Source organism: Halobacillus sp. 12SKB (assembly GCF_052941655.1).
Genome location: NZ_JBRFWR010000001.1, coordinates 269,806 through 295,612, shown reverse-complemented (window position 1 = coordinate 295,612; position 25,807 = coordinate 269,806). Strand labels below are relative to the sequence as shown.

Below are 25,807 nucleotides of genomic sequence, written 5' to 3'. Positions count from 1 at the left end.
GGAACATGTGGATGAAACACTCATTCTTTAAGTACACCACGGCAGCTATACTTATACTTATTCTTTATTATTTCTTAGAAAAACTAGAGCTGTTGAATCCAGTGAAGACAATCTTCGGAACCTTATTTTATCCGATGCTAATTGCTGGGTTTCTTTTTTATATCTTGCGCCCTGTCGTGCACTTTATGGCAAGGTCAAAATTCTTCCCTCTGCCTGTTGCCATCCTGGCTGTTTTTGCAGTGATCGGTGCTCTCATTTATGGAGGTATCCGTTTTTTAGCAGGTACCATAAAAAAACAGATTACGGATATATCGGAGTTACCTGAAAAAATAAAACAGACAGCAGAAGAGGCGGGGCAAAAGCTCGAGCAAAATGACATGGGGATGGTGTCCGTTGTTTCCATTAAGCAGCGAGTCACCGAATATTTCGGTGGTTTGACTCAGCAGATCGGGGAACATATGATGAGTGTTTTTTCTACCATTGCGGGAGCGACTACTGTCTTAATCATCGTTCCGTTTGTTTTGTTCTTCTTCTTGAAAGATGGCCACAAACTGATTCCTTTCTTAAAAAGGGCTTTGCCTGATAAGCATAAACCACGCGGGGAAAAGGTGCTCAAAGATTTAGATTATACGGTTTCTTCTTATATTATCGGACAAGCGACAATCGCTGCTGTGGATGGTGTTTTGACATATATCGGTTATATTATCATCGGGCTTGATTACGCTCTAATACTGGGGATATTCGTCATGTTGACCTGTGTGATTCCTTTTGTCGGGCCGGTTATTGGTGCGATTCCGGCAATTGTGGTTGCTCTCATGCAGGAGCCTTCGATGGCTATTTATGTGATCATCATATTTATTGTTGTCCAACAATTAGAGGGTAATTTGATTGCCCCCTTGATCTTTGGGGAACGCCTGGATATCCATCCGTTAACAGTTATTCTGTTACTTGTGGTGGCAGCTCCGTTGTATGGAGTGGTAGGGATGATCATCGCTGTTCCTACGTATTCCGTAATCAAAGTGTTGCTGAAGCATGGGTATGATTTTTACCGGCTCTATCATCCTTGAATAGAAAAAACGTCCAGGATTTTTCCTGGACGTTTTTCAGTATAGAATCGTCAATTTTTGAAGTGGACGTTGCTTATAATAAAGCCGCTTTTCGGAAGCGCTGGGATCTTTTTTAAACTGTAGCTGTAATCTTGTTTCGGTACATCATACCCCAAGTGTTTAGTCATGTAACGGAAACTGGCTTGCAAAACTTCAATGGTCGGCCATTCTCCTGGACAACGGTGTCCTTTATAATATCCACCTCCGCCTTGAGGTACTAAATCGAACAATCCGCCGTCCCAATCTATGAATCTCTCAGGGTTGAATTGATCTGGGTTCTCCCACACTTTAGGGTCATGGTTGATTCCGTAAATGTCGATCAGGACAAGCTGATCTTTTTTGAAGGGGTATTGCTGCCAGGTGAAATCATGGTCGACTCTTGCTCCTAGAAAAGGAACGAAAGGGAAGTAACGACGTACTTCCTGTGCAAACTGGAATAAATATTCATCATCCAAAGCGACGCGTGTCTGAGTTTCTGGATGTTCATGAAGGGCAACGCCGCCGAATGCGATGAACTTAGAAATGGCTACTAGTGGACGGATGACATTCAGAACTTCAATGGCTGCCATTCGTGCGTCTAACGGTTGACCTTCCAAATCTTCATGCATAGCCATTTCGTATATGGCTTTTCCTTTTTCTGCATGAAGGTTACCTTGTCGGACTTGCAAGATGAGACCTTCTATCCACTCTTCTGACCGTTTGCGTGCTCTCCGGCTTTCGATGTGTTTCGGACCGACCGCACTGAATCCATCGATCATATTACTTAAATCTCTGGTTCTTTTCTTGACCTCTTTTTCTTCTAATGGAATGCCGGCCCATTCGCACGCCGTCCGGCACAATAGTTCACGGGACTCGTCGTACAGTGTCACTTGTTTCATGCTGCTCCATTTTTTTGCGAAACGTGCCCAGTTTTTCGTCGTGATTTCATACAGTTCCTGCAGAGCCTCTGGAGTCATCAGGGACATGAACAGCAATTTGCGATGAGTGTGTGCATCCCCATCCATCGTCTGAATGGCATCTTCACCGAATAAAGTTTTCAAGACTCTCTTGGGGAGAGCATTTTTCCGGTTCATACGACTGGTGTCGTAAAACAGTTCTGCTCCTTCGATGCCGCTGAGGAGAGCCACCTTCTCCCCTAAAACCCTCGTTTCATAAACATCCAAATGGTGATTTTGAACCCGTTTAGGTATGAAGTTGTACCCGTCTTTAAAAATAGCGAGTGTATTGTCGATTGTCTTGTCTTTTGGCACTTTTACCGTCATTATGTAACGCCTCCTATACTAGCAATCTCATTATCTTCTTTATTCCTTTCTCTTCACCTGAATAAACCGTCTTAAAAAACTTCCTAAAACCTATTGAATTTTCATGCATGAAAATGTATAGTTACTAACTATCATGAATTGTGTATTTATACTTAATTATGCATAAAAATGACGGAGGAGGACGAATCATGGCTATTCAACAATCAAAAGTAAGCAGTATTCAAACATCCACATCCTATACAATGAAGCAATGGATGAAATTTCTTCTACCATCTTTGGTCGGGGTCTTATTATTCCTCGTTCCTATCTCTGTTGATGGACGGGTGACGATCGGACTTGGTTTGATGGCAGATGGGCTTCAAGCGGCCATTGGTCCCTGGATACCTTTGTTCATGACCATCGTTATCTCGCTCTCAGCTGTAGGGAGTGTCGGGGTCAAAGGTGTGAGCAGTAAAATAAGGAATCATCCATTCATAGCGAATGTTTTTGATGTTGGTCCGTTTTGGATTGTATTGCGTTTTCTTGGAGCAGCGTTTGCTATTCTGACGCTTCTCGAAGCAGGACCCTCTTATATCGGTTCTGAACTAACAGGGGGCGTTGTCCTCTATGATTTAATTCCTGTTCTTATGGTTTGGTTTCTATTTGCAAGTTTATTTATGCCGCTGTTGCTGGAGTTCGGATTGATGGACTTGATTGGAACGGTTGTAAGAAAAGTGATGCATCCATTGTTCAAGCTGCCCGGTCGTTCATCTGTGGATGCAATGGCTTCATGGATGGGGAGTGGGACGGTAGGTGTGCTGTTGACCACCCAGCAGTATGAAAATGGTTACTATTCCAAACGTGAAGCGGCAGTCGTGGCGAGTAACTTTTCTATTGCATCGATTGCGTTCAGTCTTGTAATTGCTAAGTTTTTATCCATTGATCATATGTTTGTTCCCTTTTATTTCACCGTTGTGATTTGTGGAATCGTAGCTGCAGTCGTTTGTCCAAGAATTCCGCCGCTTTCCTTGAAAAAAGAAACCTACCACGAGCCTGTCGGAAAACAGATTGATGAAATTGTCCCAGAAGGTACATCCACACTCAAATTCGGTCTGGACCAGGCGGTGGCCAAAGCCGATCAAGTGAAAAGTGCTGGATCAATAGTGAGAAAAGGGATCTTTAATGTAGCGGACATTTGGTTCGGTTTAATTCCACTCGTGATGGCTCTTGGAACCATTGCCCTTGTGATTGCAGAATTCACACCAGTATTCACATGGCTTTCCTACCCGTTCATTCCGTTTTTGAATCTGTTGCAGATCCCAGAAGCAGCAGAGGCCGCACCGGCGATGATTGTAGGATTTGCAGATATGTTCCTACCCGCTGTGGTTGGAAGCGGAATTGAATCAGAATTGACTCGTTTCATTATTGGAGTCATGTCATTAACTCAGCTCATTTACATGTCAGAAATCGGCATTCTATTGATTAAATCAAAAATTCCAATCAACTTCTTCGAGCTTTTTGTGATTTTCCTGCAGCGTACGGTCATTACACTACCAATCGCAGCACTGCTTGCTCATCTATTATTCTTTTAACAATTTTCTCAGGAATGAAGAAAATGTCTAAACCGTAAAACAAAGTTTTAAAAAAACATTCCTATTAAGGAATTAAAAAACACCATGTAATTTGCATTTAACATCAGGAGGAACATTATGACACAGCAATGGACGCATCGATTAGAACGGATGTCAGAGAGACTCGCTCCAAGTATGGCTAAAGATCATCCGAATTTGCCAGTAGTGAAAGAAGAAGGTTGTTACTATTATGGCGTAGACGGGAGGAAGTATTTAGATTTTACGTCTGGAATCGCCACGACAAATGTCGGTCACCGTCATCCGAAGGTAGTGGAAGCAATCAAGGAGGGAGCCGACAGTCTTGCTCATGGACCGTCAGGCGTCATTATCTATGAATCTATTTTAAAGCTGGCGGATCGCCTTGCTGAAATTATGCCTGGAAACCTGGACTGTTTCTTTTTTGGAAATAGCGGAACAGAAGCGGTAGAAGGAGCGATTAAGTTAGCGAAACATGTAACGAAGAGACCGTACATTGTTTCTTTCATTGGGGGCTTCCACGGAAGATCAATGGGAGCTTTAAGTGTAACAAGTTCAAAGAGTAAATATCGTCAGTATCTGCATCCCCAAGGCTCTTATCACATTCCTTTTGCAAGAACAGAAGATTGCCCGAATGGGGAAGATCCGGAAGAGTACACGGTCCGTCAATTAGAGAAAGACTTTCAGCGGCTGTTTGACCATCAAGTAACTCCTGATGAGGTCGCTGCGGTTATTGTAGAACCTGTCCTCGGGGAAGGGGGCTATGTTGTGCCTCCCAAAGCATGGTTGAAAAAGCTTAGGGAACTATGTGATGAGTATGGTGTTTTACTAATTTTTGACGAAGTCCAGACCGGGTTTGGGAGAACAGGCGAATGGTTTGCTGCTCATACGTTCGACGTGGTTCCGGATATCATGGCCATTGCTAAAGGAATTGCGAATGGCATGCCTTTGAGTGCTACGGTAGCTTCCAAAGAGTTGATGCAGCAATGGCCACTTGGAAGTCATGCTACGACTTTCGGTGGGAATCCGATCGCTTGTTCAGCGGCTAATGCCGTTCTGGATGTAATGGAAGAGGAGAGCCTGCTTGAGAATGCTAAAAAACAGGGCGCTTATGCGAATCATAAGTTAAGAAAGTTGCAGGAAGAACACCCTGTAATAGGGAATGTTCGTTCAATTGGTTTGATGATAGGTATTGAAGTCGTTGATCCTGTAACGAAAAAACCCGATAGTGAAGCCCTTTTTAAAATCTTGGATCAAGCACTTGAACGTGGAGTCTTGTTTTATTTTGGTGGCAATAAAACTGAAATCATACGGATGATCCCGCCATTAACCGTTACAGAAGAACAAATTAATGAGGGATTGAAGATGTTTGAAGAGGCTTTGGTTTCATATGAAAGTGAAATCGGAATTTCTCCTATATAAGGAAGAAAAAAAGGCGTAGCTGATTATTCAGCTACGCCTCATTTATTTACAATAGGGGAGGTCATTACATGCATAGGTTTCGCCCCTCCTTTAATTTTTGTGGGGGTTTTACATCGCCGGTTCTTTTAGATAGGGTGTTGTCTTTTTTTAGAATGGAGAACGCAGGAACAGATAACGAGGTGGATGATCGGAAGCGAATGATGAAAAAGTTTCCATGGTCCGGTTGAACGTCATTCATTTTATAGGCTGAGAAAACTTCTTAGAACTTGATATCTCATCTTCGAGTGTTGTAGAGTATGTAAGAGCTAATCAAGGTCATTTTGCTTTATTTAGAGCTTATAAGCGCATCCTGACTAAGGAGGATTAATATGGAAACGAAAGATTTGAACAAAGGGAACGGATGGGCATTGATTCCGTTCGGGGTATTCATTCTGTTGTTCATCGGCTCTGGAATACTGACCGGTGATTTTTATAAAATGCCTGTATTGGTGGCTGTGTTTGCCGCTATTCTCGTTGCCCTTTTCATGAATAGAAAAACAGCTTTTCAAACGAAATTACAACAGCTGACAGAAGGCGGAGGTCATTCCAATATTATTTTGATGGTAATCATCTTCTTATTGGCCGGTGCCTTTTCTACTGTCGCAGAAGGGATGGGAGCTGTTGATTCAACCGTCAACTTAGGTTTGAGTATATTGCCGGGCAACTTGCTCATCGTTGGGTTGTTTATCATTGCTTGTTTCATTTCCATCTCTATGGGTACATCTGTAGGAACAATTGTTGCTTTAGCTCCCGTGGGAATGGGCATTGCAGAGCAGACCGATATTGCAGTCGCACTGACGATGGGAGCAATTGTCAGTGGAGCGATGTTTGGCGACAACCTTTCCATTATATCTGATACGACGATTGCCGCCGTCCGTACACAAGGAACAGAAATGAAGGACAAGTTCAAAGCGAACTTCTTTATCGTTCTTCCGGCTGCGATTGTGACGGCTGTTATTTTTGGTGTATTGACTACGGATGCAGCCTCCACGCTTCAGGATGACCATCCATTTAACATTTTAAAAGTGTTGCCGTATCTTGGTGTTCTAATTTTTGCAATCATGGGGATCAATGTCATCTACGTTCTTATGGGAGGTATCGCCTTTGCGGGGATCATCGGCCTCGTTATGGGGGATTTTTCTGGCATGGAATTTGTGACTCTCTTAGGAGATGGATTTGCAGGCATGCAGGAATTGGCCTTGCTGGTCATTCTGCTGGGGGGACTTGTTGAATTGATTCGTCAAAATGGTGGCATTGATTTTCTTCTTCGCAAAATAAGTCGAGGTGCTCAATCGAACCGAGGTGGAGAATTCAGTATCGCAGGATTGGTAAGCGCCGTGAACGTATCTACGGCCAATAATACGATCTCCATCATGACAGCTGGTCCTTTGGCTAAACAAATTTCAGAACGGTTTGAGATCGATTCCAAAAGGTCAGCAAGCTTATTGGATATCTTCTCCAGTTCTGTACAGGGCTTGCTTCCGTATGGTGCACAAATTCTGTCAGTGGCAGGGGTGGCAAGCATTTCGCCTGTCAGTATTGTCCCTTTCTGTTTTTATCCGCTCCTGCTGGCTCTCTCAGGAGTTCTGGCTATCGCATTTCGCTTTCCCAAATTTACGATTAGAAATTAATGGATTTAAAATAAAAGAATAGGGAATATTCACAGTACCAGGCGTTCCGTCTGGTACTGAATTTATGAAACAGGCTTATTCTAAAGAGGAGATTGATTTATGGAAGTTTCCATTAAAGACATCAACCGGAGTCACATTGAAGTGTTGCATAAGTGGGAAATGGATGAAAAATTACAGGTGCAAACAGGTGTGGATGTTCCGCGTACATATGACCAATTTTTTAAAGCTTATGAATCCTACTTCAACGGTGAAAAACCGAATTTATATATGAAAGCTGTGGTTTTAGATGGCCGTCTAATTGGTAAAGTGGAATTATTCCGAACACCAAACAAAAATTTTATCGGTATGGTGATCGCTGAAAAGAGGAACTGTGGTGTTGGAACAGAGGCTCTTCATTTATTTCTTGCAGAGATCCTCGGTCTTTTTGGCATGGAGAAAGTTTTTGCGGAAGTGTATGAGGATAACCAGGGAAGCTTGCGATTTTTTGAAAAGAACGGATTTGTACCAACAGGAGAAATTACAGAAGAATGGTTTCGAGGTAAGTCAAGACGATTAGTAACATTGAAAAAAGAGCTTAAATGACGCCTGTCCATTACGAAAATGATGGACAGGCGTTTTTTATTCAATGGTGATTCTTTTGTTATATTTGTGTGAAAGAGTGGCTGCTTCGTTGACGGCAGTTAATTGAAGGGCATCATCTTTCTTAATGGTCGGTTCCTCTTGATTGAGGATTTCTTCGACCCATTGCTGCATAGGGGAGTGGATGGGTGCTGGGAGGTCCGGATACGTCCATTCATTCATCCCAAGGGTGCTGCTTTTGATCCTCACTTCGCTTCCTTCAACCATAAGTGTCCCCTCTGTCCCGTAAATCTCAAGCTGAAAGGGGCTTCCGGATGATACAAAACTCGATTCCAATACCGCAAGAACACCAGCTTCATACTCTACGGTGGCAACAGAGTGGTCATCTACACCCCGGCCCATGAGTGATTGAAGACGAGCGGATACGGCCGTCGGTCTTCCGGCAAGGCGATTGGCTAAATAAATCGGATGGGCGCCGAGATCAATTAATGTCCCACCACCACATTGGTCCCTATTAAAAAAACGGTCAGGGAGCCAACCATTCGGGTGACTTTCATTGGGAACAGCTCCATTATGCGCCACACGGCAGCGAATCATATTTACAGTTCCAAGCGACCCGTCATCGATAACCCTTTGGGCATACAGGTAATAGTCAGAAGTCAATCTAGGTAAAGAGATCATAAAATTCACGCCAGCCTTCTTTATGCTAGAGAAAATTTCTTCATCGTCCTCTTTACTAAAAGAGAGAACTTTCTCTGTGTAAATATGTTTTCCATGATGGGCAGCGGCCAGGATGATTTCTTTATGGATGCTTGTTGGGCTGGTGACGATGACTCCATCGATTTCCGGGTCTGAAAGCACGCGCTCGAGGTCGTCATCGAAAGGTACACCAAGTTCCTCCGCCCACATATTACCTCGCTCTATATCTTCATCCCAGACTTTTGAAATGTGAATAGCGGGATGTTCAGAAGCTTCACGTGCATAATCAACGGCATGCACGTGCCACTTGCTTAATAAAGCTACACGAATCATCGGTTCAACTCCTTACTCGTTATCATTAATTGTGATCAGGGCCTGTTTGAGATCGTTGAAGGTTTCCAGTTCCTCAAAATTCATTTCAGACTGGATCGCTGCAATGGCCATCTCTGTACGAATGCCGGTAAGCACTGTTCTTGTACCCAGCAACTTAATGGTTTTTGTTAAATTGAACAGGTCATTGATGAAGACTTCATTGAATGTAGCGATTCCTGAAAAGTCGATGAATAATAACCGCAAACCGTGCTCTTTGACTTTATGTAGCGTGTGATCTTTGACTACATCGAAGCGTTCCGTTGAAAATTCCCCAACCAATGGAAGGACGGCTTGAAATTCGTCGATGAGAACGACAGGGGTGGAAACAGCGTTCAAATGCTTTTCCATTTCTTCATGTTCTCTTTCTTTTGTTTTGTTATAACTGTCTGTCGTCGCTCGAATCGCTGCGTCAAAAGCAGTGACCACTTCTTCCGCCACAACGAAACCTTCTTCGATTTCGGCCTCCTGAATCAAGTTTGAATTCCGCATATGCTTCATGAGAGAAAGACGGAAGACACTCAACACATCCACGGTCTGTTTTAGAAGGACTCCTTTAGAATAGAGGTAATTTTCGGTGTCATAGCCGATGGCAGCTGCATTCGTTTCATCAGGGTGCTGTAATAGGCTTTTAGCTACACGGTCAAGAAGTAGACGAAGCATTTCAAAATGATAATTCAGATCCTGATCTGTATAGTTGATTTGAAGCTTGTCCAAGGTTTTTGGGAGTAATTCGTTTACTAAAGCAGTTTGGTTTTCATTAAAATATTGGGCTAAACGTTCATTTAATCGTTCCATATCGTTCTCCTTCCATTTATGTTAGTTTTTCTTATACCCCATTTTATCCTAGTATAACGATTTATGGGAAGTTTTCATCTTAATTTACTGTAGTTACAGGGGTACCAAGGAACATCATTATGTACCCGGTACCAAAACGATTGAATGTAGTACCAGGTACAGGGGGAAGGATCAAAGTGCCTGGTACCCTTATGAGTAGGCCAGGTTTAAATATCTATCGGTTTAAGCTTCTGTATCCATCCCGAGGACAGCCACATATTGATTATCAAAGAAAGGGAAAAAACCATTGCCCTTCCATGTCAAAGGGGTTTGAACTAGTCCTAATCCATCCGCATTATACTGACCGATGATCCGTTGAAAGGCGAACAATTCATAAATACCATCTCCGTCAAAATCGATAGGATAAAGAGTGTTCAAACCAGAAACGGAACCCTGCAGAGGTGTTTTTAATGTTCCGTCTTCATTGTAAATATCAGATAGGTATTCTGATCCCCTGTTACTGAGGTCGATGATAAAAGAAAGTCCGAGCGTTTTGTTTAGGACTTCAACTTTATATTGGTTGTGATAATGAACTTCATATTCATATGCTTCATCGAACGTTTCATAGTCGAAGAGGACCCGTGCCTGGTTGTTTGAAAATGAATACAAATAGTAGTATCCGTATCCGCCACTTCCGCCAGAATCCATGCTGATCAAGATGTCATCAACGCCGTCTCCTGTGAAGTCTCCAAGGAAAAGGCGCGGTTGATATCCCATGTTCGTTTTTAAAGGAATACTGTAAAAAAGATTCGTTTGTCCATCCTGAATGACCAGAGTAATGTTCGTGATATACGGACTATCCGGTGCTTTCTCGCCGACGAGAAAAACTTGGTCTTGAATGAAGTCACCATTTACATCCCCTTTGGCATAGGAGAGGATATTCGAAGTAGTTGAGGGCTGTTGCTGCCTGTATGAATAGGGATACGTGTACATGAAAAACGCCACCTTTTTTCAATACTTTATGCAGAATAGGAGGGGCGTGACAGTAATGCGCCATACAAAAAAGAGCCGTATGGTACGGCTCTGAGTTCATTACAGGCGGCTGAATCCTTCTTGCTCAAGGAAGTTGACGGCTTCTTCGTAGGAATTGAACGTACCTTCCAGTTGTTCTTCTGCATACACATGAAATCCATCTTCTTCTCGCATAAGAACAAGGGCTTGATCGTTGTCGTTCAGCCATTCCTCCATAACTGGATTTTTTTCGGCAGGGGAAAGGGACAAAGATTCGATCGCTTTCCGGATTAACGTGCGGAGTTCATCAGCGCTGATCTCTTTAATATTGACCATCCCTTTATCGTCCACAGCATAATCATCCATTTCACCTGCATAAACAAATCCGTTGCCATTCGGGTGGAGTCGGTACACGACAATTTTTTTATCATACACGCTTTCTTCATAGTGAAAATTCACTCTACCAAGAGAAATCTCTTTCTTTTCAAGTTCAGGAAATTCTTCAATGATGTTCAGTTTTTCTTCAAATGTAAGCATAAGCTCCTCCTGAGGTGTTTATTGTAGCCCTAGTATAGCACAAGGAGACAATCAAACGCTTTGTTGCATTTGAAGAAGAACCATGGTATATTAATTGAGCGATGAGCTGTTTGTGTAAGACGAAGTACATGCTTTTTATAAAGCTAAACGACGAATGTGGTCGTCGGTATATTCGCGACAAAAATCGAAAGCCTTTCCTCACTGAGGAAAGGCTTTTTTCAATGGGGTTTATTTTTTTCCGAAATTCATACGCGCGTAACGTCCGCGTACCATCTGGTAAACACCATATAAGATCAAACCAATGGCCGCAATAGCCAGTAATATTTGTCCATAAGGCTGCTGGGCGATTTCAGAGAGTGCTCCATCCAAACCTTTGGCCTCATCAGGATTTGCGGTCAAGGCGGTTTGAATGAAAAAGAAACCGATAAGTCCGAGTACTATGCCTCTTGCTGATAGTCCAAATTTACCGGATTTTTCAGCTACATTCCTTTTATGGCGGTCCATCTCTGCCGTATTCATCTTCTTCATGAAGCGGCCTGTGCTTCCTTGATATATTTCATAAATACCGTACCCGATCGTAACAGCTCCGACAATCCCGACAAGCCATTGACCGAAAGGCTGTGACAAAAGTTTAGCTGAAAGCGTCTGTTCTGAATTCCCACTGCTGGAACCAGCATGGAGGGCGATTTTAATAGCATTGAAAGCCAGGGAACCATAAATAACTGCACCTACAATGTAACCGATTCGAGTAATTAATCCTTTTGCATCCGTTCCTTCATTGTTAGGGTCCATGATGGCTTTAATTGCAAGCCAGGATATATATCCGATCAAGCCGATCCCAATGACCCAGAGTAATATTTCTCCAAAAGCGACACCGGCAAGAGAGCGGAACATCCCTGACGTACCGGTTGTTTTCCCACCGACTCCAAGAGCAGCCATCAAAGTCAACACACCAATAAGAGCATAAACAATCCCCTTGGCCATGAAACCCAGTCTTCCGAACCTCCGCACCCATGGTTTGATTTCTTCACTTGCTTCTGAACGTTTGTTTTTGTTTGCTGTCATCGTAGAAGCCACAGTTATCCCTCACATTTCGTTAGTATAGTTTTTAATGTATTTCCCACATTGATAAAAAAAGAAACTTTCCGTAAAAAAAGAAATGATATAATGCAAGGGAAAGAAAGGTGACAGATCATGTACTTAACAGTTGAAGAAACCGCAGAATATCTTGAGCTATCTGAAGACTACCTCCGGCATTTGATCTTGAATCGTAAAATTAAGGCCATTTATGATGGACGACAGTATTTGATCAATAAAAATCAATTCCACAATCATTTGGAACAGATGGAAAACTACCGAAAAATGATTCAAGAATATTTGAGTGAACCTCTCCCAGAGGATCCGGATATTAAAGACGAGGATTAATGAGAAGGAACAAAAAAAGCAGAGCTTTTTCAGCTCTGCTTCTTTTGGAAAAAAGTGGACAGAAAAACATTGTGATTTTCGAATATTATTAATGAAGGTTTAACTTCGCGCAGCGATGGCTTCTATTTCCACTTTTGCTCCTTTAGGCAGTTTACTAACTTCTACAGCTGCGCGAGCAGGATACGGCTCAGTCAAATAGCTGGCATACACTTCATTAACTAAGGAAAAATCATCCATGGAATCTAAGTAGATATTCATTTTAACAACATTTCTGAAAGAGAGGCCCACTTCCTCAAGTATCGCACGAATGTTTTTCATCACTCGGTGTGTTTGTTCTTCAATTTCGTTAGAGACAAATTCCATCGTCTCGGGATCTAGAGGGATCTGCCCTGAAATAAAAACGATGTGTCCGAGGTCTGTGGCCTGAGAATATGGACCGATAGCACTTGGTGCTTGGTTTGTCGAAACAGCTTCAAACATGACTGACACTCCTTTATGTAGGTTTTTATACATCCTATCACGATTTTAATCATAGAGAAATAGATTCATTACCCGGGAAATATCGCCAACACATCTAAAAAATCCCTGTAAAACTACTAGGAAACGGAGAAAAAGACTTATTTTGAGATATTTTTGTCCGATATAATACGTGTAGAGTAGTTAAGAAACAGAGTGGAATGTTATTTCTATAAATTATTTTAAAATAATAGTTTAGAGTAGTTTATTTAGGGTATGGTACGAGTGAAGGAGATGAAATTATGCCTTATAAAGTACGGTTAGAACAACAAATAGAAGAATTGAGAGCGCGCATGTATGAAATTTACAACAATAATCCGAAAGATGAAGAATTATTAAGGATTTCACAAGAATTAGACGATCTATTGAATCGTTTTAGTGAACAAAGACAATACCAATGTTCTAATTAAATGAGATGAAAAAGTACATAGGGCGATAAGTGATTGAATCCTTACAGCCGCTATGATATTGTAAAATTAATGCTACCCTAGCAATCGCAACGACTGCGGGAAACTTAACCATTTCTATAGGGTGGCAGGTTACATAACAAACATGAACCTTCTGCGAATTTTGCAGGAGGTTTTTTATGTTCAATTTTTTTACATTCTCTCTTCTTCTGAATGGGGTGGAGGGTGAATACCAAAGGGCATATTCTTGGGAACGCTTTATTTTTAAGAAAAAAAAGATAAAAATATAAATATTCAGAAAATGGGTTGTGATTCGACAAAATCATCGCTAGAATACTTCTTACATTCAAATTTGAAAGGAGGCTCAGCGATGATCACATTTATCGCATCTATTGTTTTACTTGTCGTCGGATATCTTTTTTATGCAAAGGTGGTTGAACGAATTTTCGGGATCAATGATCAAAAAAATACACCTGCATATGAAAAGAACGATGGTTTTGACTATGTGCCGATGAGCTGGTGGAAAGCGAGTCTTATCCAGCTATTAAATATCGCTGGGCTCGGACCGATATTCGGAGCTGTGATGGGAGCGTTATACGGTCCCGTGGCATTTATCTGGATCGTAATTGGCTCCATTTTTGCTGGAGCTGTTCATGATTACTTTTCAGGGATGCTTTCTCTTCGTCATGACGGAGCCCAATACCCGACACTCGTAGGGAAATACTTAGGCCGTCCTGCCAGGTCGGTGATTAATCTTTTATCTATTGGTCTTATGATTTTAGTAGCCGCAGCCTTTACTGCGGGGCCTGCTCAATTAATGGCTGAGATCACGCCGCTAGGTTTTTTCACATCTGTCTTAATCATTTTTTCATATTTTCTTATTGCTACTCTTCTACCGATCAACAAAATTATTGGAAAAGTGTACCCGATTTTCGGGGCCATCTTAATTTTTATGGCGGTCTCTATAGGGGTAGGGATGTTCTTCTTTGATCACCCGATTCCTAATTTGACGGTTAGCAATCTTCATCCGGATGAACTGCCTATCTGGCCGATGCTGATGGTGACAATTTCATGCGGAGCTATATCAGGGTTCCACAGTACGCAAAGTCCAATTCTCGCTCGAACGTTGAAAAAAGAGAGTGAAGGAAGAAAAGTGTTCTATGGTGCCATGATTGCTGAAGGAATTATTGCCTTAATCTGGGCAGCTGCCGGTATGACTTTCTTCGGTAATACAGGAGGTCTGCAAACGGCACTAGCAGAGGGAGGACCAGCTGGAGTCGTTAATGAAATCAGCAGTACCACACTTGGTACGCTGGGTGGGATTCTTGCCGTTCTTGGTGTCATTATCCTGCCAATCACTACGGGAGATACCGCGTTACGCTCTTCACGTATGATGCTTGTGGATTTTGCTCGTCAGGTCAGTAAAAAGAACTTCGAAGGAAAATGGACACCGTTGCTATTCGCGGTTCCGGTTGCGATTCCAACGTTCTTATTAACACAAATGGATTACAGTTTTCTTTGGAGATATGTGGGTTGGTCCAACCAGGTCGTTGCTACAGTGATGCTTTGGACAGGAGCTATGTATTTGTTGAAAAATCACAAGTTCCACTGGATCTGCAGTGTTCCCGCCCTGTTCATGACGGCTATAGTAAGCTCCTATATCTTCTACGCCCCTGAAGGATTTGGTATGGAGTATTCCACTTCTATGATCTTAGGATCGGTCATCTGGCTTGTTGTTGCCACATGGTTTGTATGGCAGGTAATTAAGCAGAAAGTGAGAAAAGAAGATACCATCATTACTTCAAAAGCAGGATAATCTAAAAGTCGCTTAGCCCCAGGCCAAGCGGCTTTTATTCTTTTCCATCTTATTAAAGATAATGGCAGGATTGTGGAAGACTTGATTTCGAGATGTTTGTGTGGGTTTAGGGGCTCCGGGAAAAGGTTCGCTTTCCGTGGGCGAGTGATGAGCCTCCTCGAGCTAACGCTCTGCGGGGTCTCATCTACCACGCACTTCCCACAGGAGTCTCACCGTTTCCCTCCGCCCCTTTACCATATGAGGTTCTCGAAATCCCTCTTATAGGACCCTGCCTAAAACTCTTTTGAATCCTGCATAAACCGCGTTGACATAGACTTCTCAACCATAAAAGCTCCTATTGCTGGAAGGTAGCTTCGAGAATTTCTTCCGGCAAGTGGGCGGAGGGGAATGGCGAGACTCCTAATATAAGTGTGCAGGCGCCTCGATCAGCGGCGTATGGACTGGACTGAGCTGGCGGAGATAAAGGAAACACGGAGAACGAAGTGATTCGATGTTGACTTATCGTACAGAAGCGAGGGAAGTCTCACTAGCCGCTAGGCGCCGGAACCGGATATCGTAGAGGAAAAAAGTGCAGGGTGAGAACCCACAGGACGCAGTCCGAGAAGGCTCACCGCGCTCCCGCGGAAAGCGAGCTATTCCCCGCAGCCCCACCCGCTCAATAAAAGTCTCGAAACTGAGTCTTCAAGAAAAGGGACCGTTAGTGGTAGTTGGTATTTCTTTGTAATGAGCTTATTCCTAGTAACCTTATCGGTTTTTTATGATATGATATGTAACATGAAGAAATGGAAAGGAGTCGGTTCGATGAGCAAAATTTATATCCTCCATGAGAACGATGAATGGACCGATCATTTAACGGAGCGTTTAGAAGAGCTCAATCTTCCATATGAGCTCTGGCATTTAGATCAAGGGACGCTTGATTTGACAAGCGAGCCACCGGAAGGGATTTTTTACAACCGTATCAGTGCTTCTTCTCACACAAGGAATCATCGTTATGCACCAGAGTTTACTGAAGCTGTCCTTGCCTGGCTCGAACGCCATGACCGCACCATTGTAAATGGCAGCCGCGCTTTAAGGCTTGAAGTTAGTAAGGTTAATCAATATATGGCATTAAACCAGGCGGACATTCGTACACCGAAAACGATTACTGCTGTAGGGAAAGAGAATATTCTCGATGCTGCGCGGCAATTGGACATGGAATCGTTCATAACGAAACACAATCGTGCTGGAAAAGGGCAGGGAGTTCAGCTTTTCCATTCTACGGAAGCGTTGCGTGAATACTTGGACAGTGAGTCTTTTGAGGAACCGGTTGACGGGATTACATTGATTCAACAATATATTGAAGCACCAGAGCCTTATATTGTTCGTCACGAATTTGTAGGCGGAAAATTTGTATATGGGGTGAAGGTCGATACTTCTGAAGGTTTTGAACTGTGCCCTGCAGATGCGTGCTCAATTGAAGAATTGTATTGCCCGACGGACGCAGAACCCCAAACACCAAAAGCGAAGTTTGAAGTTCTTGAAAATTATCGTCCTTCCATCGTTGATGATTATGAAAAGTTCTTAGCAGAAAACAATATCGACGTAGCTGGAATTGAAGCTATTCAGGATAAAGAAGGTCGTTTCTACACATATGATGTCAACACGAATACAAACTACAATTCTGATGCTGAAGCTAAAGCTGGAACTTATGGGATGCTTGAATTGGCAAAGTATCTTGGGGGTCTTTTACAAAAGTCACTCGTTTAACAAAAAGATCGATCACATTCATGTGATCGATCTTTTTTAGTGGCGTTTGCTTAACCAGAGAACCCCTGATTTAGCGAGACGAGGAAGAACACCTGTCATCGGTTTTTGAAGCATGTTGCCAAATCCGTCATTTTTTCCAAGAGAGCCGAGGGCACCTTTTAATTTAACCTCAGAGGGACGCTCAGGTACACGGTTTCTTAGCACGGCATTAAGTACATCGGCTACCTTTTCTCCTTGCTGTCCGGCAAGCTGTGCACTAGGGGAGTGTTCGGAGGATGCACAATCACCTACAACGTAGACATTTTGATGTGTTGGCACTTGATAAAAATCATTGATTATAACTTTTTCCTGGTCATCCTTTTCAAAAGGAAGCTCTCTCACAAGGAAGTTCGGTCGGACACCAGCGGTCCATACAGTCACGTCGTTTAAATAACAGACGCCATTGTTGCAGACGCCATCTTTCTCGACGTACTCTACATTTGCTCCGTGAATCACTTCCACCTCATTATCTTTAAACCACTTCTCCACATAATCTTGAATTTTGGAATCGAAGGCCTTCAATACCGTGTCCCCTCGGTCCAACAAGCGAATGTTCAAATCCGGTCTGCTTTCGCGGACTTCTGAAGCGACTTCGATCCCGCTTAGGCCAGCTCCGACTACGGTTACCTTTCCGTAAGCACCGAGGTTGTTGATGGCAAAGCCTGCACTCCTTGCTTTTGAGAATGTCTGCACACTTTCGGTGAATTCTCGTGCTCCTTCAATTCCGTGGTAGTTATCTTCACAGCCAAGACCAATTAATAAATAATTGTAGGGAAGGCTTTTTTCCCCGCCTTTGATGATGATGGTTTCATTTTCTGTGTCAATTTTCTCCACCTCATCGAAGACATAAGTGACTTGCTCGTGTTCCGGAAAATCAACGCGCGCATGACGGTCAGACTCCGTTCCTGCTGCTATGGTGTAAAATTCAGTTTTTAATGAATGGTAAGGATTCCTGTCGACGACAGTGATATGTACATCCTCCGGGATTTGATCGAGCAACCCGTGCAAAGTGTTCATACCGCCATAGCCGCCCCCTAAAATAACGACTTCTTTCATCTTCGTTCCACCACCTTTTCCTTAATCCCCTTTTCGAAAACGCTTTCTGATTGTTACAACCTTTAGAGTACCAAAATTACTGCTGAAAAACTAGAATGATTGAGCAAATTCTCTCATCTTTCCTTATTATTCGATTCCCTCTCCGTAAATATTTAAAAGTCTAAATGTAAACATTCCTAACAAAATCTTTCATATAAGCTCCCGATTGTGGAATACTTGCTTTCGAGATTCTTTCGGGGTTCGTTGCTAAAGTTGTGAGTCAGGGTTGACTGGGAAGCCACTCGTCTACCAGGGCGATACCGTATTTGAACACTTTCCTGTAGGGGAGCGCCGAGCTTCCTCGGACTGCGTCCTGCAGGATATCGCCTATCTCCTTCTCCCACGGGAGTCTCGCATCTTTCCAACCACCCCAATCGATTTATGTGAGAAACGAACCCTTTTACCAAGTTGGATTGTCTTCCAATATTCCACTGTTAGGAGCATAGAGCGTACTGTATCGAAATCTCAGAAATCAAACACCTAGTCATGGCAGTTTTTATCTTATACTCCCATCGCTAAATGGCTGCTTATTCGAAAAAGGGGTTTCGAGACACTAATTAGGGAAAGGGGCGGAGCGAACCTTTTCCTGGAGCCCCTAAACACCTACAAAAATCTCGAAATCAAGTCTTACACAGTGCCGCCATTATGTGTAATAACAGTAAAGGATAGTTCAATTTTGAGGTGGAATCTGGTACATTGAAGGCAGAAATGGTTAGAAAGGAAACGATGATGAAAAAAATACATAGCGATCTTTTGCAATTTAGAGGCACGCATTATGATTTTGGATTTTATCAAGGGAAACTGCTGAAAGATTCGTGGACAGTAAAGAATAGAGAAAAACAATGGCGGGTGAGGAAGCCTCGTTTTGTTGTAGAAGAACAGGAAGTGAAGGAAGCGATCTCGCGTTTTGCCCCGGGTGTCTGGGATGAGCTTCTGGGATTGAGGGATGCGCTGGAATGGCCGATGGAAAAAGTAATGATGGAGTTCGGTGGATATCGCATCGACTATAAACGAAGTGGATGTTCGATTATGACCGGAGACGGCTATTTCATTAGGAATTATGATTACATGCCGAAGACATATGAGGGAAGGTATAGTCTTTTTCAACCCACCGACCAGGGATACAGCATGATAGGACCAACGCAGCGTATCACTGGACGGATGGATGGAATGAACGAAAAAGGTCTTGTGATGGGGTATAACTTTATGCACCGCAAACGTCCTGGGGATGGATTTATCTGCTGTATGATTGGGCGTCTTGTGCTTGAATCTTGCGCAAACATAACGGAAGCTGTCCAAATGCTGCGCGAGATCCCTCATCGCCATTCATTCAGTTACACAGTGTTCGATAAAAGCAACGTGACTTATGTAGTGGAGGCTTCTCCACGGGGCGTAGAGGTAAGAGAGGCGGACGTTTGTACGAACCATTTTGAAATTATGAAAAAGGAAAATCGAAATCACCTTGTAGATTCTATGAAGCGTTTAGATGCCATTCAATCGAATCGTGAAAGTATCAAAAGTGCATATGATGCCTTCCGGTTAATGAATGATACCGATCGTGGCGTGTTTTCTAAGTTGTACAGCAATTGGGCTGGAACCATTCATACGTCTGGATACTTACCAAAAGAAAACAAAGCCTGGTTTGCTTTAGGTGGGGACCAGAAACCGGTGGAATTTGATTTCTCCCGATGGTTAAATGGAGAGGATCTTGAAGAAGAAAATGTGGTTGGAGAAGTAGATACTGATATTCCTTTTGCTCACATGGAGGATGGCGCCTATTGGAGTGGGAAGAAATGACCGCGACACGATGTCTCATCCGTCAGGGGAAACCAGAAGACGCGGCTCATACCATGGCGATTGCTAAGGAAATATTATCTGAAGGTTATGGATTAAAACACCTTTCTGAGTTCCATGATTCTCTCGAAAAAGAAAAAGCATGGATCACCCGATACGAAGACCCTGAGTTTTTTCTGGTCGCCGAAATGGGCGGTGATGTTGTCGGGTTTTTAAACTTTGATGTGGGAGCTCTTTCTTCCACAAGACATCAGGGCACTTTTGGTGTTAGTGTGAAAAGGGACGTAAGGAACATGGGGATCGGACGGAAACTCGTGACGGCTTTGACAGCACGATGCAGGCAAACGGATGGAATTGATATCATCCGGCTGAATGTATTGGAATCCAATGCACGAGCCATCCACCTATATAAGTCCCTAGGCTTTCAAAAGGAAGGCTGTTTTGAAGATTACATTCGAAAGAACGGCAGAAGTGATAACCTGATCCACATGGCCCTGCATTTACATTCTTAAAAGGAAGTGATGGGAAGATGGCTGAAAAAGTGATCGTCTCTTGGAGTGGTGGCAAGGATTCAGCCCTAGCTTTGCAAAGGGTGATAGATGATGAAAACTATGAAGTCGAAGGTCTGTTTTCAACCATCTCTGAGCAGTCTTTTCGTCTACCTGTCCATGAAGTCAGGAAGAACCTGCTGATGAAACAGGCGGAGGCAATCGGCCTGCCTCTTGAGATTGTCCCTATTCAGGAAAGTGCTTCAAATCAGGTGTATAACAAGGTAATGAAAAAGATGTTCCAAGGCTTCAGGGAAAGAAAAATCAGCAAAGTGGTTTACGCTGATCTCTTCCTTGAAGATATACGGGCGTTTCGTGACGAATTACTGTGGAAGAATGGAATGGCTGGCGTCTATCCTTTATGGGGCATAGGTTCAGATAAGGTGGCGGATGAGGTCATTGAGAAGGGGTTTCAGGCTGTGGTCACTACTGTTGATACGAAAAAGATGGATGATACCATTCCTGGAGCTCTCTATGATCAGAAGTTTCTGCATTCCTTGTCCCCTGACATCGACCCTTGCGGAGAAAACGGAGAATTTCACACATTTGTATATGGTGGTCCCATATTTCATACACCTTTAGGGCTTCAGCAAGGAAGGCGATTTGAAACACTGGGTGGAAGGTTTTCTCATGTGGAAATTGATGAAGAGTAGACAAGCATCTTTGGAATAAGGTATAACTAAGAAAACACATGTTGGAGGTTACTATGGAAGATATTTTACAAATGAAAGATAAAAACATCGTCGTCATGGGCGTGGCGAACCAGAGAAGCCTTGCTTGGGGAGTAGCTAAATCCCTTTATCAGGCTGGAGCCAACGTTATTTTTACATATCGTAAAGAAAGAAGTTATAAAAAACTCGAGAAGCTGCTTGCTGATGGTGGATTGGATGCGAAGGCGATCGTTCAATGCGATGTGAACAGTGATGAAAGTATTCAGCAAGCTTTTGCCGAAATCGGTGAGAAAGTCGGAGTCATTCATGGGGTCTGTCATTCCATCGCTTTTGCACATGCGGAGGATTTAAAAGGTGATTTCGTCGAAACTTCCCGCGATGGGTTCGCTTTTGCGCAGGATACAAGTGCTTACTCACTTATTGCGGTAGCAAAAGCAAGTCAACCCTATATGACAGAAGGTGGATCGATGATTGCTATGAGCTATCTTGGAGCTGAACGTGTGGTCGAGGGCTACAACGTCATGGGGGTAGCCAAGGCATCCCTTGAAGCTACGGTCCGTTACTTAGCCTCTGATTTAGGGAAAAAGCAAATCAGAGTCAATGCCATTTCGGCTGGTGCGGTTCGCACACTTGCTGCTAAAGGGGTCCCAAGTTTCAATGAAATTTTACACAAAATTGAAGAAACTGCTCCACTGAAAAAGAATGTGACGCAGGAAGAAGTCGGAGATATGACGCTGGCCATGATGAGCCACTTGTCACGCGGAGTGACAGGAGAAATTGTTTATGTTGATTCGGGTTACAATATCTTAGGTTAATGATTAAGTCCCCACGAGCAGGGGGCTTTTTTCTTTGCTGAAAACGTTTTATAGCTTCTGTTTGGGGAATGGACTCTTAGATAAGGAAATCCACACAGGACCAATTCATTAGAACGGAGGCTATCGGATTATGCAAAGACAACAAACCATTATCGAAGAGTCATTAAAAGCCATTATGGAGGATGAAGATTTTCTTCCGGATTTGAAAGCACAAACGCGGGAGCAAGCATACAATTCATTAGTCGCCTTGCTTTCGACTCCGAATCATATCCACAAATCCTTTCTACGCATCACTACTGAAAATGGAACGATTGTAAGGATTCCGTCATTCCGTGTACAACATAGTGATACGGTAGGTCCGTACAAAGGCGGGATTCGTTTTCATGAATCGGTTGATGAAGACGAAGTCTCTAATTTAGCGAAACTGATGACTTTAAAAAATGCCCTGCATGAACTTCCTTTTGGGGGAGGTAAAGGGGGAGTAGTCATCAACCCGAAGGAATACAGCATAAAAGAACTCAACTTGATCTGTAAAAAATATGTTCAATATTTCAATGATATCCTCGGACCTGACAAGGACATCCCAGCACCGGATGTCGGCACAGGAGAGCGGGAAATGGATTGGATGATGGGGGAATTTAAAAATATACACCCTGGAGAGCCGTATCGAAACAGTTTTACCGGGAAAAGCATTGTAAACGGCGGATCGCTTGGAAGAAGAGAGGCTACCGGAAAAGGGGTCTACTATACGTTTCGGTATATGATGCATGATTTCGTCAATGAACATAGAAAATGGTTAGGCGATACAGAGAATATTTTTGCCCATACGGCTCTTGACCATGCTGATGAAAAGTTGAAAATGGCAGTCCAGGGTTTTGGTAATCTTGGTTCTGTAGCTGCGCTTGAAGCCTATCAATGCAACCACCTTCAAAACCGTGTGGTTGCGGTGAGCGATGCTAATGTGATGTTATATAACTCAGATGGTCTGGACATTCCAGGTCTGGTTAAATTTGCAAAAGAGAATGATGGAGATCTGCCTTCAACGGAAGAAGAATTAAACGAGCAGGAACTTGTGGCAGAGATTAAAGAGCGGGATGCCTTGCTGGAAATGGATGTTGATGTTCTGATTTTAGCAGCGTTGGAAGATCAAATCCACAAAGATAATATGAAGGACATTCAAGCGAAGATTATCGTAGAAGGTGCGAATGGACCGATTACGGAAGAAGCGGATCGGTATCTTGCCGATAAAGGTGTATTGATTGTCCCTGATATCTTAGCTAATGCAGGTGGTGTCATCGTTTCTTACTACGAATGGGTTCAGGGGAGAGAGGCACAGTTCATGACGGAGGATCAGGTTTTCGAAAGACTTTTCGATAAGCTGAAAGGTACCATGGATACGATTCTCCCACAATTCTTCGGAGATCCGTTCCCGTTAAGGCAAAATTGTTACATCCACTCCGTAACAAAATTATCCACAATTATGTACCGTCAAGGAAAACTTTATTAAGGTTTAAAAACTCAGCCTAACGAGGCTGAGTTTTTTTGTACATTATTTTCTTAGAAAAGGGAAAATTAAAGGAAGAGTGCTTATTAAAAGGAGGAGTTGGAATGCTTGAAGGTAGATCAGCTTTAATTACTGGTTCCGGACAGGGGATTGGACTTGAGATCGCCACAGAATTTGCGAAAGCAGGCGCAAAGGTCATGCTTAATGATATCAATGAAGATACCCTGAACAAATCAGTAGAACAGCTGCGATCCCAAGGACATACAGTAGAAGGGGTCGTTGCCAATGTAGCGAAAGAAGAAGATGTAAAAAATGCGATTGAAGAAACCGTCAGTAAGTTCGGCAAAATTGATATTTTAGTCAATAATGCAGGTATCCAGCATGTTGCTCCAATTGAAGAATTCCCTAGTGAAAAATATTCATTGATTTTAGATATCATGCTGAAAGGTCCGTTTTACGGAATCAAGTACGCGTTTCCGCACATGAAGGAACAAGGCTATGGTCGTATCTTAAATATGGCTTCAATCAATGGACTTATCGGATTCGCTGGTAAAGCTGGTTACAACAGTGCGAAGCATGGGGTCATCGGGTTAACGAAGGTAGCTGCTCTAGAGGGTGCGGACCACGGTGTTACGGTAAACGCCATCTGCCCGGGATATGTAGATACACCGCTTGTACAAAACCAGTTAGAAGACCTTGCAAAATCGAGAAACATCGATAAGGAAAAAGCGTTAGAAGAAGTTATTTATCCACTCGTACCACAAAATCGTTTGCTTCAAGTGCAGGAAATTGCAGACTATGCGATTTTTCTTGTCAGTGAAAAAGCGAAAAGCATCACAGGACAAGCAGCGGTTATTGATGGAGGGTACACCGTACAATAAAAAAGTAAAACACGTCCTTTTTTATGGACGTGTTTTTCATTTGATGGTGCACAAAAAAGCTTCCCTCCATAAGGAGAGAAGCTTTTCTTAGTTAATACCCATCATAGCGAGGAAGATAATCGCAATGGTGGCAATCATCGGAATAAGCAGACCGACAACAAATACATCCTTGTAGGAATCTTTGTGGGTCAAACCTGTAACGGTGAACAATGTTAATAGAGCACCGTTATGAGGGAGTATGGAGGCTCCTGACGCTACCGAAGTAATACGGTGAAAAGCTTCAAGGCTCAACCCCTGATCAACAGCAATATTGTAATATTCCTGTCCGAGAGCTTCGAGAGCGATGCCCATTCCGCCAGATGCCGAGCCGGTAATCATCGCAAGCAGACTAACGGCAAAAGCTTCAGAGAAAAACGGGCTTAGTGGGATACTGAAAATCAATTCCTTAACAGAATCAAACCCAGGTGAAGCCGTAACAACAGTACCAAATCCGACGGCAGCACTCGTGTTAATGGTAGCCATAACCGAACCGGAAGCCCCGCCATTGATTGCTTTGATGAAATCTTTATAATCTTTCCAGTTAAAGATCATGATTAAAATGATCCCGATGAGCAATGCAGCTAAAATGCTGATGTCGAAGGCGTTCAATGTCAAGACCACAGCTATTAGTGGAATGGTGGAAAGAATCCAGTTTGGAAGTTCTTCTTCGTTCACACTTTTAACTTGGTTGTCACCTTCAGGCTCTGTAAATTTTTCATCTTTGTTGTTCAGCTGTTTTTCACGGAATTTCAAGTAAAAATATCCCCCGACAGCCATGATCAATGCGGCAACAATCCCTAGAATTGGAGCGGCCATCGTGTCTGTCTTGAAGGTGTTGATGGGAATGATGTTCTGAATTTGAGGTGTTCCAGGAAGTGCCGTCATTGTAAATGTGAAAGCCCCAAGTACGAACGTCGAAGGAATCAACTTTCTAGAAACATTCGCCTCACGGAACATGGCTACAGCCAATGGATACACTGCAAAGACCACAACAAACAAACTAACTCCGCCATACGTAAGAATAGCTGCCGATAAAAGCATACCGAGAATGGCACGTTTTTTACCAATTACGCTTGAAATCTTATGAGCAACCGACTGAGCGGCTCCCGTATCTTCCATCAATTTTCCGAAAATCGCACCGAAAAGGAAAATCGGAAAGTAGTCTTTCGCAAAGTCGACAAACCCCTGCATGTAGGTATCTGTGTATGCGGGCAGGATATCCATGCCGCTTAAAATTGCCACAATACCTGATACCAGTGGCGCAATCCAGATGATGGACCATCCAAGATAAGCCAAAAGCATAAGTAATACGAGTCCAATTAGGATACTGATCATGATGAATCCCTCACTTTGTTTAATATCTGTTTTACTTTGTCCAAAACTGAAAAATAAATGAGGAATTCATATGGATTCAAATGGTTAAAAGAAATCAAGCGTGCGTTCCTCCGCTAAAGCTCCTGTTTGTTGAAGACTCAGTTTCGAGACGATTGTGT

24 protein-coding genes are annotated in these 25,807 nt (G+C 43.0%); 15 read left to right on the top strand and 9 right to left on the bottom strand.

Annotation, left to right across the window (positions count from 1 at the left end; genetic code table 11):
* Nucleotides 1–5 precede the first annotated feature (5 nt).
* Nucleotides 6–1,067, top strand: coding sequence for an AI-2E family transporter (locus ACQ4XT_RS01505; RefSeq protein ID WP_446852199.1), 1,062 nt, complete (start codon nucleotides 6–8; stop codon nucleotides 1,065–1,067).
* Nucleotides 1,068–1,117: 50 nt separating this feature from the next.
* Here ACQ4XT_RS01505 and cypC read toward each other — a convergent pair whose 3' ends face one another.
* Nucleotides 1,118–2,368 (bottom strand): CYP152 family fatty-acid peroxygenase CypC, encoded by a 1,251-nt coding sequence (cypC, locus tag ACQ4XT_RS01500; RefSeq protein WP_446852198.1) that lies wholly within the window; start codon nucleotides 2,366–2,368, stop codon nucleotides 1,118–1,120.
* Nucleotides 2,369–2,556: 188 nt separating this feature from the next.
* Here cypC and ACQ4XT_RS01495 point away from each other — a divergent pair, with 188 nt between their 5' ends.
* The 4 genes from ACQ4XT_RS01495 to ACQ4XT_RS01480 all read left to right on the top strand — a co-directional run bounded on the left by ACQ4XT_RS01495 (nucleotide 2,557) and on the right by ACQ4XT_RS01480 (nucleotide 7,628).
* Nucleotides 2,557–3,939: a YjiH family protein gene (locus tag ACQ4XT_RS01495; RefSeq protein WP_446852197.1), complete on the top strand. Its 1,383-nt coding sequence runs from the start codon at nucleotides 2,557–2,559 to the stop codon at nucleotides 3,937–3,939.
* A 117-nt stretch (nucleotides 3,940–4,056) separates the two neighbouring features.
* Nucleotides 4,057–5,376, top strand: coding sequence for an aspartate aminotransferase family protein (locus tag ACQ4XT_RS01490; RefSeq protein ID WP_446852196.1), 1,320 nt, complete (start codon nucleotides 4,057–4,059; stop codon nucleotides 5,374–5,376).
* A gap of 368 nt (nucleotides 5,377–5,744) precedes the next feature.
* Nucleotides 5,745–7,046 carry a Na+/H+ antiporter NhaC family protein gene (locus ACQ4XT_RS01485; protein ID WP_446852195.1) on the top strand — a complete coding sequence of 434 codons (1,302 nt, stop codon included), beginning with the start codon at nucleotides 5,745–5,747 and terminating at the stop codon, nucleotides 7,044–7,046.
* 99 nt (nucleotides 7,047–7,145) lie between these two features.
* Nucleotides 7,146–7,628 (top strand): GNAT family N-acetyltransferase, encoded by a 483-nt coding sequence (locus ACQ4XT_RS01480; RefSeq protein ID WP_446852194.1) that lies wholly within the window; start codon nucleotides 7,146–7,148, stop codon nucleotides 7,626–7,628.
* A gap of 36 nt (nucleotides 7,629–7,664) precedes the next feature.
* Here ACQ4XT_RS01480 and ACQ4XT_RS01475 read toward each other — a convergent pair whose 3' ends face one another.
* From ACQ4XT_RS01475 to ACQ4XT_RS01455, 5 genes are all read right to left on the bottom strand, one after another.
* Entirely contained in the window at nucleotides 7,665–8,657 is a 993-nt protein-coding gene (locus tag ACQ4XT_RS01475) for a Gfo/Idh/MocA family protein (RefSeq protein ID WP_446852193.1), read from the bottom strand.
* A 12-nt stretch (nucleotides 8,658–8,669) separates the two neighbouring features.
* A complete protein-coding gene (locus ACQ4XT_RS01470) occupies nucleotides 8,670–9,491 on the bottom strand; it encodes an STAS domain-containing protein (protein ID WP_446852192.1) in 822 nt (273 codons plus the stop codon).
* A gap of 222 nt (nucleotides 9,492–9,713) precedes the next feature.
* The gene (locus ACQ4XT_RS01465) at nucleotides 9,714–10,463 is read right to left on the bottom strand and encodes a YybI family spore inner coat protein (protein WP_446852191.1); all 750 of its coding nucleotides are present in this window, start codon (nucleotides 10,461–10,463) and stop codon (nucleotides 9,714–9,716) included.
* Nucleotides 10,464–10,562: 99 nt separating this feature from the next.
* A complete protein-coding gene (locus ACQ4XT_RS01460) occupies nucleotides 10,563–11,018 on the bottom strand; it encodes a hypothetical protein (RefSeq protein WP_446852190.1) in 456 nt (151 codons plus the stop codon).
* Nucleotides 11,019–11,246: 228 nt separating this feature from the next.
* Nucleotides 11,247–12,095, bottom strand: a complete 849-nt coding sequence (locus ACQ4XT_RS01455) for a DUF1206 domain-containing protein (protein WP_446852189.1) — start codon at nucleotides 12,093–12,095, stop codon at nucleotides 11,247–11,249.
* Between the two features lie 117 nt (nucleotides 12,096–12,212).
* Here ACQ4XT_RS01455 and ACQ4XT_RS01450 point away from each other — a divergent pair, with 117 nt between their 5' ends.
* On the top strand, nucleotides 12,213–12,443 hold the full coding sequence (locus ACQ4XT_RS01450) for an excisionase family DNA-binding protein (protein ID WP_446852188.1): 231 nt from the start codon (nucleotides 12,213–12,215) through the stop codon (nucleotides 12,441–12,443).
* 99 nt (nucleotides 12,444–12,542) lie between these two features.
* Here the strand turns inward: ACQ4XT_RS01450 and ACQ4XT_RS01445 are convergent, their stop codons facing one another.
* A complete protein-coding gene (locus ACQ4XT_RS01445; protein ID WP_446852187.1) occupies nucleotides 12,543–12,923 on the bottom strand; it encodes a RidA family protein in 381 nt (126 codons plus the stop codon).
* Between the two features lie 278 nt (nucleotides 12,924–13,201).
* Here ACQ4XT_RS01445 and ACQ4XT_RS01440 point away from each other — a divergent pair, with 278 nt between their 5' ends.
* The 3 genes from ACQ4XT_RS01440 (at nucleotide 13,202) to ACQ4XT_RS01430 (ending at nucleotide 16,928) form a co-directional block, all read left to right on the top strand.
* Nucleotides 13,202–13,369: an aspartyl-phosphate phosphatase Spo0E family protein gene (locus ACQ4XT_RS01440; RefSeq protein ID WP_446852186.1), complete on the top strand. Its 168-nt coding sequence runs from the start codon at nucleotides 13,202–13,204 to the stop codon at nucleotides 13,367–13,369.
* A 367-nt stretch (nucleotides 13,370–13,736) separates the two neighbouring features.
* A complete protein-coding gene (locus tag ACQ4XT_RS01435; RefSeq protein WP_446852185.1) occupies nucleotides 13,737–15,182 on the top strand; it encodes a carbon starvation CstA family protein in 1,446 nt (481 codons plus the stop codon).
* 801 nt (nucleotides 15,183–15,983) lie between these two features.
* Nucleotides 15,984–16,928 (top strand): ATP-grasp domain-containing protein, encoded by a 945-nt coding sequence (locus tag ACQ4XT_RS01430; RefSeq protein ID WP_446852184.1) that lies wholly within the window; start codon nucleotides 15,984–15,986, stop codon nucleotides 16,926–16,928.
* 36 nt (nucleotides 16,929–16,964) lie between these two features.
* Here the strand turns inward: ACQ4XT_RS01430 and ACQ4XT_RS01425 are convergent, their stop codons facing one another.
* A complete protein-coding gene (locus ACQ4XT_RS01425; protein ID WP_446852183.1) occupies nucleotides 16,965–18,023 on the bottom strand; it encodes an NAD(P)/FAD-dependent oxidoreductase in 1,059 nt (352 codons plus the stop codon).
* 768 nt (nucleotides 18,024–18,791) lie between these two features.
* Here ACQ4XT_RS01425 and ACQ4XT_RS01420 point away from each other — a divergent pair.
* From ACQ4XT_RS01420 to ACQ4XT_RS01395, 6 genes are all read left to right on the top strand, one after another.
* Entirely contained in the window at nucleotides 18,792–19,859 is a 1,068-nt protein-coding gene (locus tag ACQ4XT_RS01420) for a C45 family autoproteolytic acyltransferase/hydrolase (RefSeq protein WP_446855541.1), read from the top strand.
* Nucleotides 19,841–20,368 (top strand): GNAT family N-acetyltransferase, encoded by a 528-nt coding sequence (locus ACQ4XT_RS01415; RefSeq protein ID WP_446852182.1) that lies wholly within the window; start codon nucleotides 19,841–19,843, stop codon nucleotides 20,366–20,368. Before ACQ4XT_RS01420 ends, ACQ4XT_RS01415 begins: the two co-directional genes overlap by 19 nt.
* Nucleotides 20,369–20,385: 17 nt before the next feature.
* Nucleotides 20,386–21,057, top strand: a complete 672-nt coding sequence (locus tag ACQ4XT_RS01410; protein WP_446852181.1) for a Dph6-related ATP pyrophosphatase — start codon at nucleotides 20,386–20,388, stop codon at nucleotides 21,055–21,057.
* 53 nt (nucleotides 21,058–21,110) lie between these two features.
* Entirely contained in the window at nucleotides 21,111–21,890 is a 780-nt protein-coding gene (gene fabI / locus ACQ4XT_RS01405) for an enoyl-ACP reductase FabI (RefSeq protein ID WP_446852180.1), read from the top strand.
* A 130-nt stretch (nucleotides 21,891–22,020) separates the two neighbouring features.
* Nucleotides 22,021–23,397: a Glu/Leu/Phe/Val family dehydrogenase gene (locus ACQ4XT_RS01400; RefSeq protein ID WP_446852179.1), complete on the top strand. Its 1,377-nt coding sequence runs from the start codon at nucleotides 22,021–22,023 to the stop codon at nucleotides 23,395–23,397.
* A 101-nt stretch (nucleotides 23,398–23,498) separates the two neighbouring features.
* Nucleotides 23,499–24,275, top strand: a complete 777-nt coding sequence (locus tag ACQ4XT_RS01395; protein WP_446852178.1) for a 3-hydroxybutyrate dehydrogenase — start codon at nucleotides 23,499–23,501, stop codon at nucleotides 24,273–24,275.
* A gap of 87 nt (nucleotides 24,276–24,362) precedes the next feature.
* On the opposite strand, the gene ACQ4XT_RS01390 is transcribed toward ACQ4XT_RS01395, so the two are convergent.
* Complete coding sequence (locus tag ACQ4XT_RS01390; protein ID WP_220585752.1) at nucleotides 24,363–25,649, bottom strand: GntP family permease; 1,287 nt, start codon at nucleotides 25,647–25,649, stop codon at nucleotides 24,363–24,365.
* Nucleotides 25,650–25,807 lie beyond the last annotated feature (158 nt).

What these genes read in the sequence shown, in the direction of transcription:
- ACQ4XT_RS01505 (WP_446852199.1), top strand. Translation starts at nt 6, where the DNA reads ATGTGGATGAAACACTCATTCTTTAAGTACACCACGGCAGCTATACTT.
- cypC (WP_446852198.1), bottom strand. Translation starts at nt 2,368, where the DNA reads ATGACGGTAAAAGTGCCAAAAGACAAGACAATCGACAATACACTCGCT.
- ACQ4XT_RS01495 (WP_446852197.1), top strand. Translation starts at nt 2,557, where the DNA reads ATGGCTATTCAACAATCAAAAGTAAGCAGTATTCAAACATCCACATCC.
- ACQ4XT_RS01490 (WP_446852196.1), top strand. Translation starts at nt 4,057, where the DNA reads ATGACACAGCAATGGACGCATCGATTAGAACGGATGTCAGAGAGACTC.
- ACQ4XT_RS01485 (WP_446852195.1), top strand. Translation starts at nt 5,745, where the DNA reads ATGGAAACGAAAGATTTGAACAAAGGGAACGGATGGGCATTGATTCCG.
- ACQ4XT_RS01480 (WP_446852194.1), top strand. Translation starts at nt 7,146, where the DNA reads ATGGAAGTTTCCATTAAAGACATCAACCGGAGTCACATTGAAGTGTTG.
- ACQ4XT_RS01475 (WP_446852193.1), bottom strand. Translation starts at nt 8,657, where the DNA reads ATGATTCGTGTAGCTTTATTAAGCAAGTGGCACGTGCATGCCGTTGAT.
- ACQ4XT_RS01470 (WP_446852192.1), bottom strand. Translation starts at nt 9,491, where the DNA reads ATGGAACGATTAAATGAACGTTTAGCCCAATATTTTAATGAAAACCAA.
- ACQ4XT_RS01465 (WP_446852191.1), bottom strand. Translation starts at nt 10,463, where the DNA reads ATGTACACGTATCCCTATTCATACAGGCAGCAACAGCCCTCAACTACT.
- ACQ4XT_RS01460 (WP_446852190.1), bottom strand. Translation starts at nt 11,018, where the DNA reads ATGCTTACATTTGAAGAAAAACTGAACATCATTGAAGAATTTCCTGAA.
- ACQ4XT_RS01450 (WP_446852188.1), top strand. Translation starts at nt 12,213, where the DNA reads ATGTACTTAACAGTTGAAGAAACCGCAGAATATCTTGAGCTATCTGAA.
- ACQ4XT_RS01445 (WP_446852187.1), bottom strand. Translation starts at nt 12,923, where the DNA reads ATGTTTGAAGCTGTTTCGACAAACCAAGCACCAAGTGCTATCGGTCCA.
- ACQ4XT_RS01440 (WP_446852186.1), top strand. Translation starts at nt 13,202, where the DNA reads ATGCCTTATAAAGTACGGTTAGAACAACAAATAGAAGAATTGAGAGCG.
- ACQ4XT_RS01435 (WP_446852185.1), top strand. Translation starts at nt 13,737, where the DNA reads ATGATCACATTTATCGCATCTATTGTTTTACTTGTCGTCGGATATCTT.
- ACQ4XT_RS01430 (WP_446852184.1), top strand. Translation starts at nt 15,984, where the DNA reads ATGAGCAAAATTTATATCCTCCATGAGAACGATGAATGGACCGATCAT.
- ACQ4XT_RS01425 (WP_446852183.1), bottom strand. Translation starts at nt 18,023, where the DNA reads ATGAAAGAAGTCGTTATTTTAGGGGGCGGCTATGGCGGTATGAACACT.
- ACQ4XT_RS01420 (WP_446855541.1), top strand. Translation starts at nt 18,792, where the DNA reads ATGAAAAAAATACATAGCGATCTTTTGCAATTTAGAGGCACGCATTAT.
- ACQ4XT_RS01410 (WP_446852181.1), top strand. Translation starts at nt 20,386, where the DNA reads ATGGCTGAAAAAGTGATCGTCTCTTGGAGTGGTGGCAAGGATTCAGCC.
- fabI (WP_446852180.1), top strand. Translation starts at nt 21,111, where the DNA reads ATGGAAGATATTTTACAAATGAAAGATAAAAACATCGTCGTCATGGGC.
- ACQ4XT_RS01400 (WP_446852179.1), top strand. Translation starts at nt 22,021, where the DNA reads ATGCAAAGACAACAAACCATTATCGAAGAGTCATTAAAAGCCATTATG.
- ACQ4XT_RS01395 (WP_446852178.1), top strand. Translation starts at nt 23,499, where the DNA reads ATGCTTGAAGGTAGATCAGCTTTAATTACTGGTTCCGGACAGGGGATT.
- ACQ4XT_RS01390 (WP_220585752.1), bottom strand. Translation starts at nt 25,649, where the DNA reads ATGATCAGTATCCTAATTGGACTCGTATTACTTATGCTTTTGGCTTAT.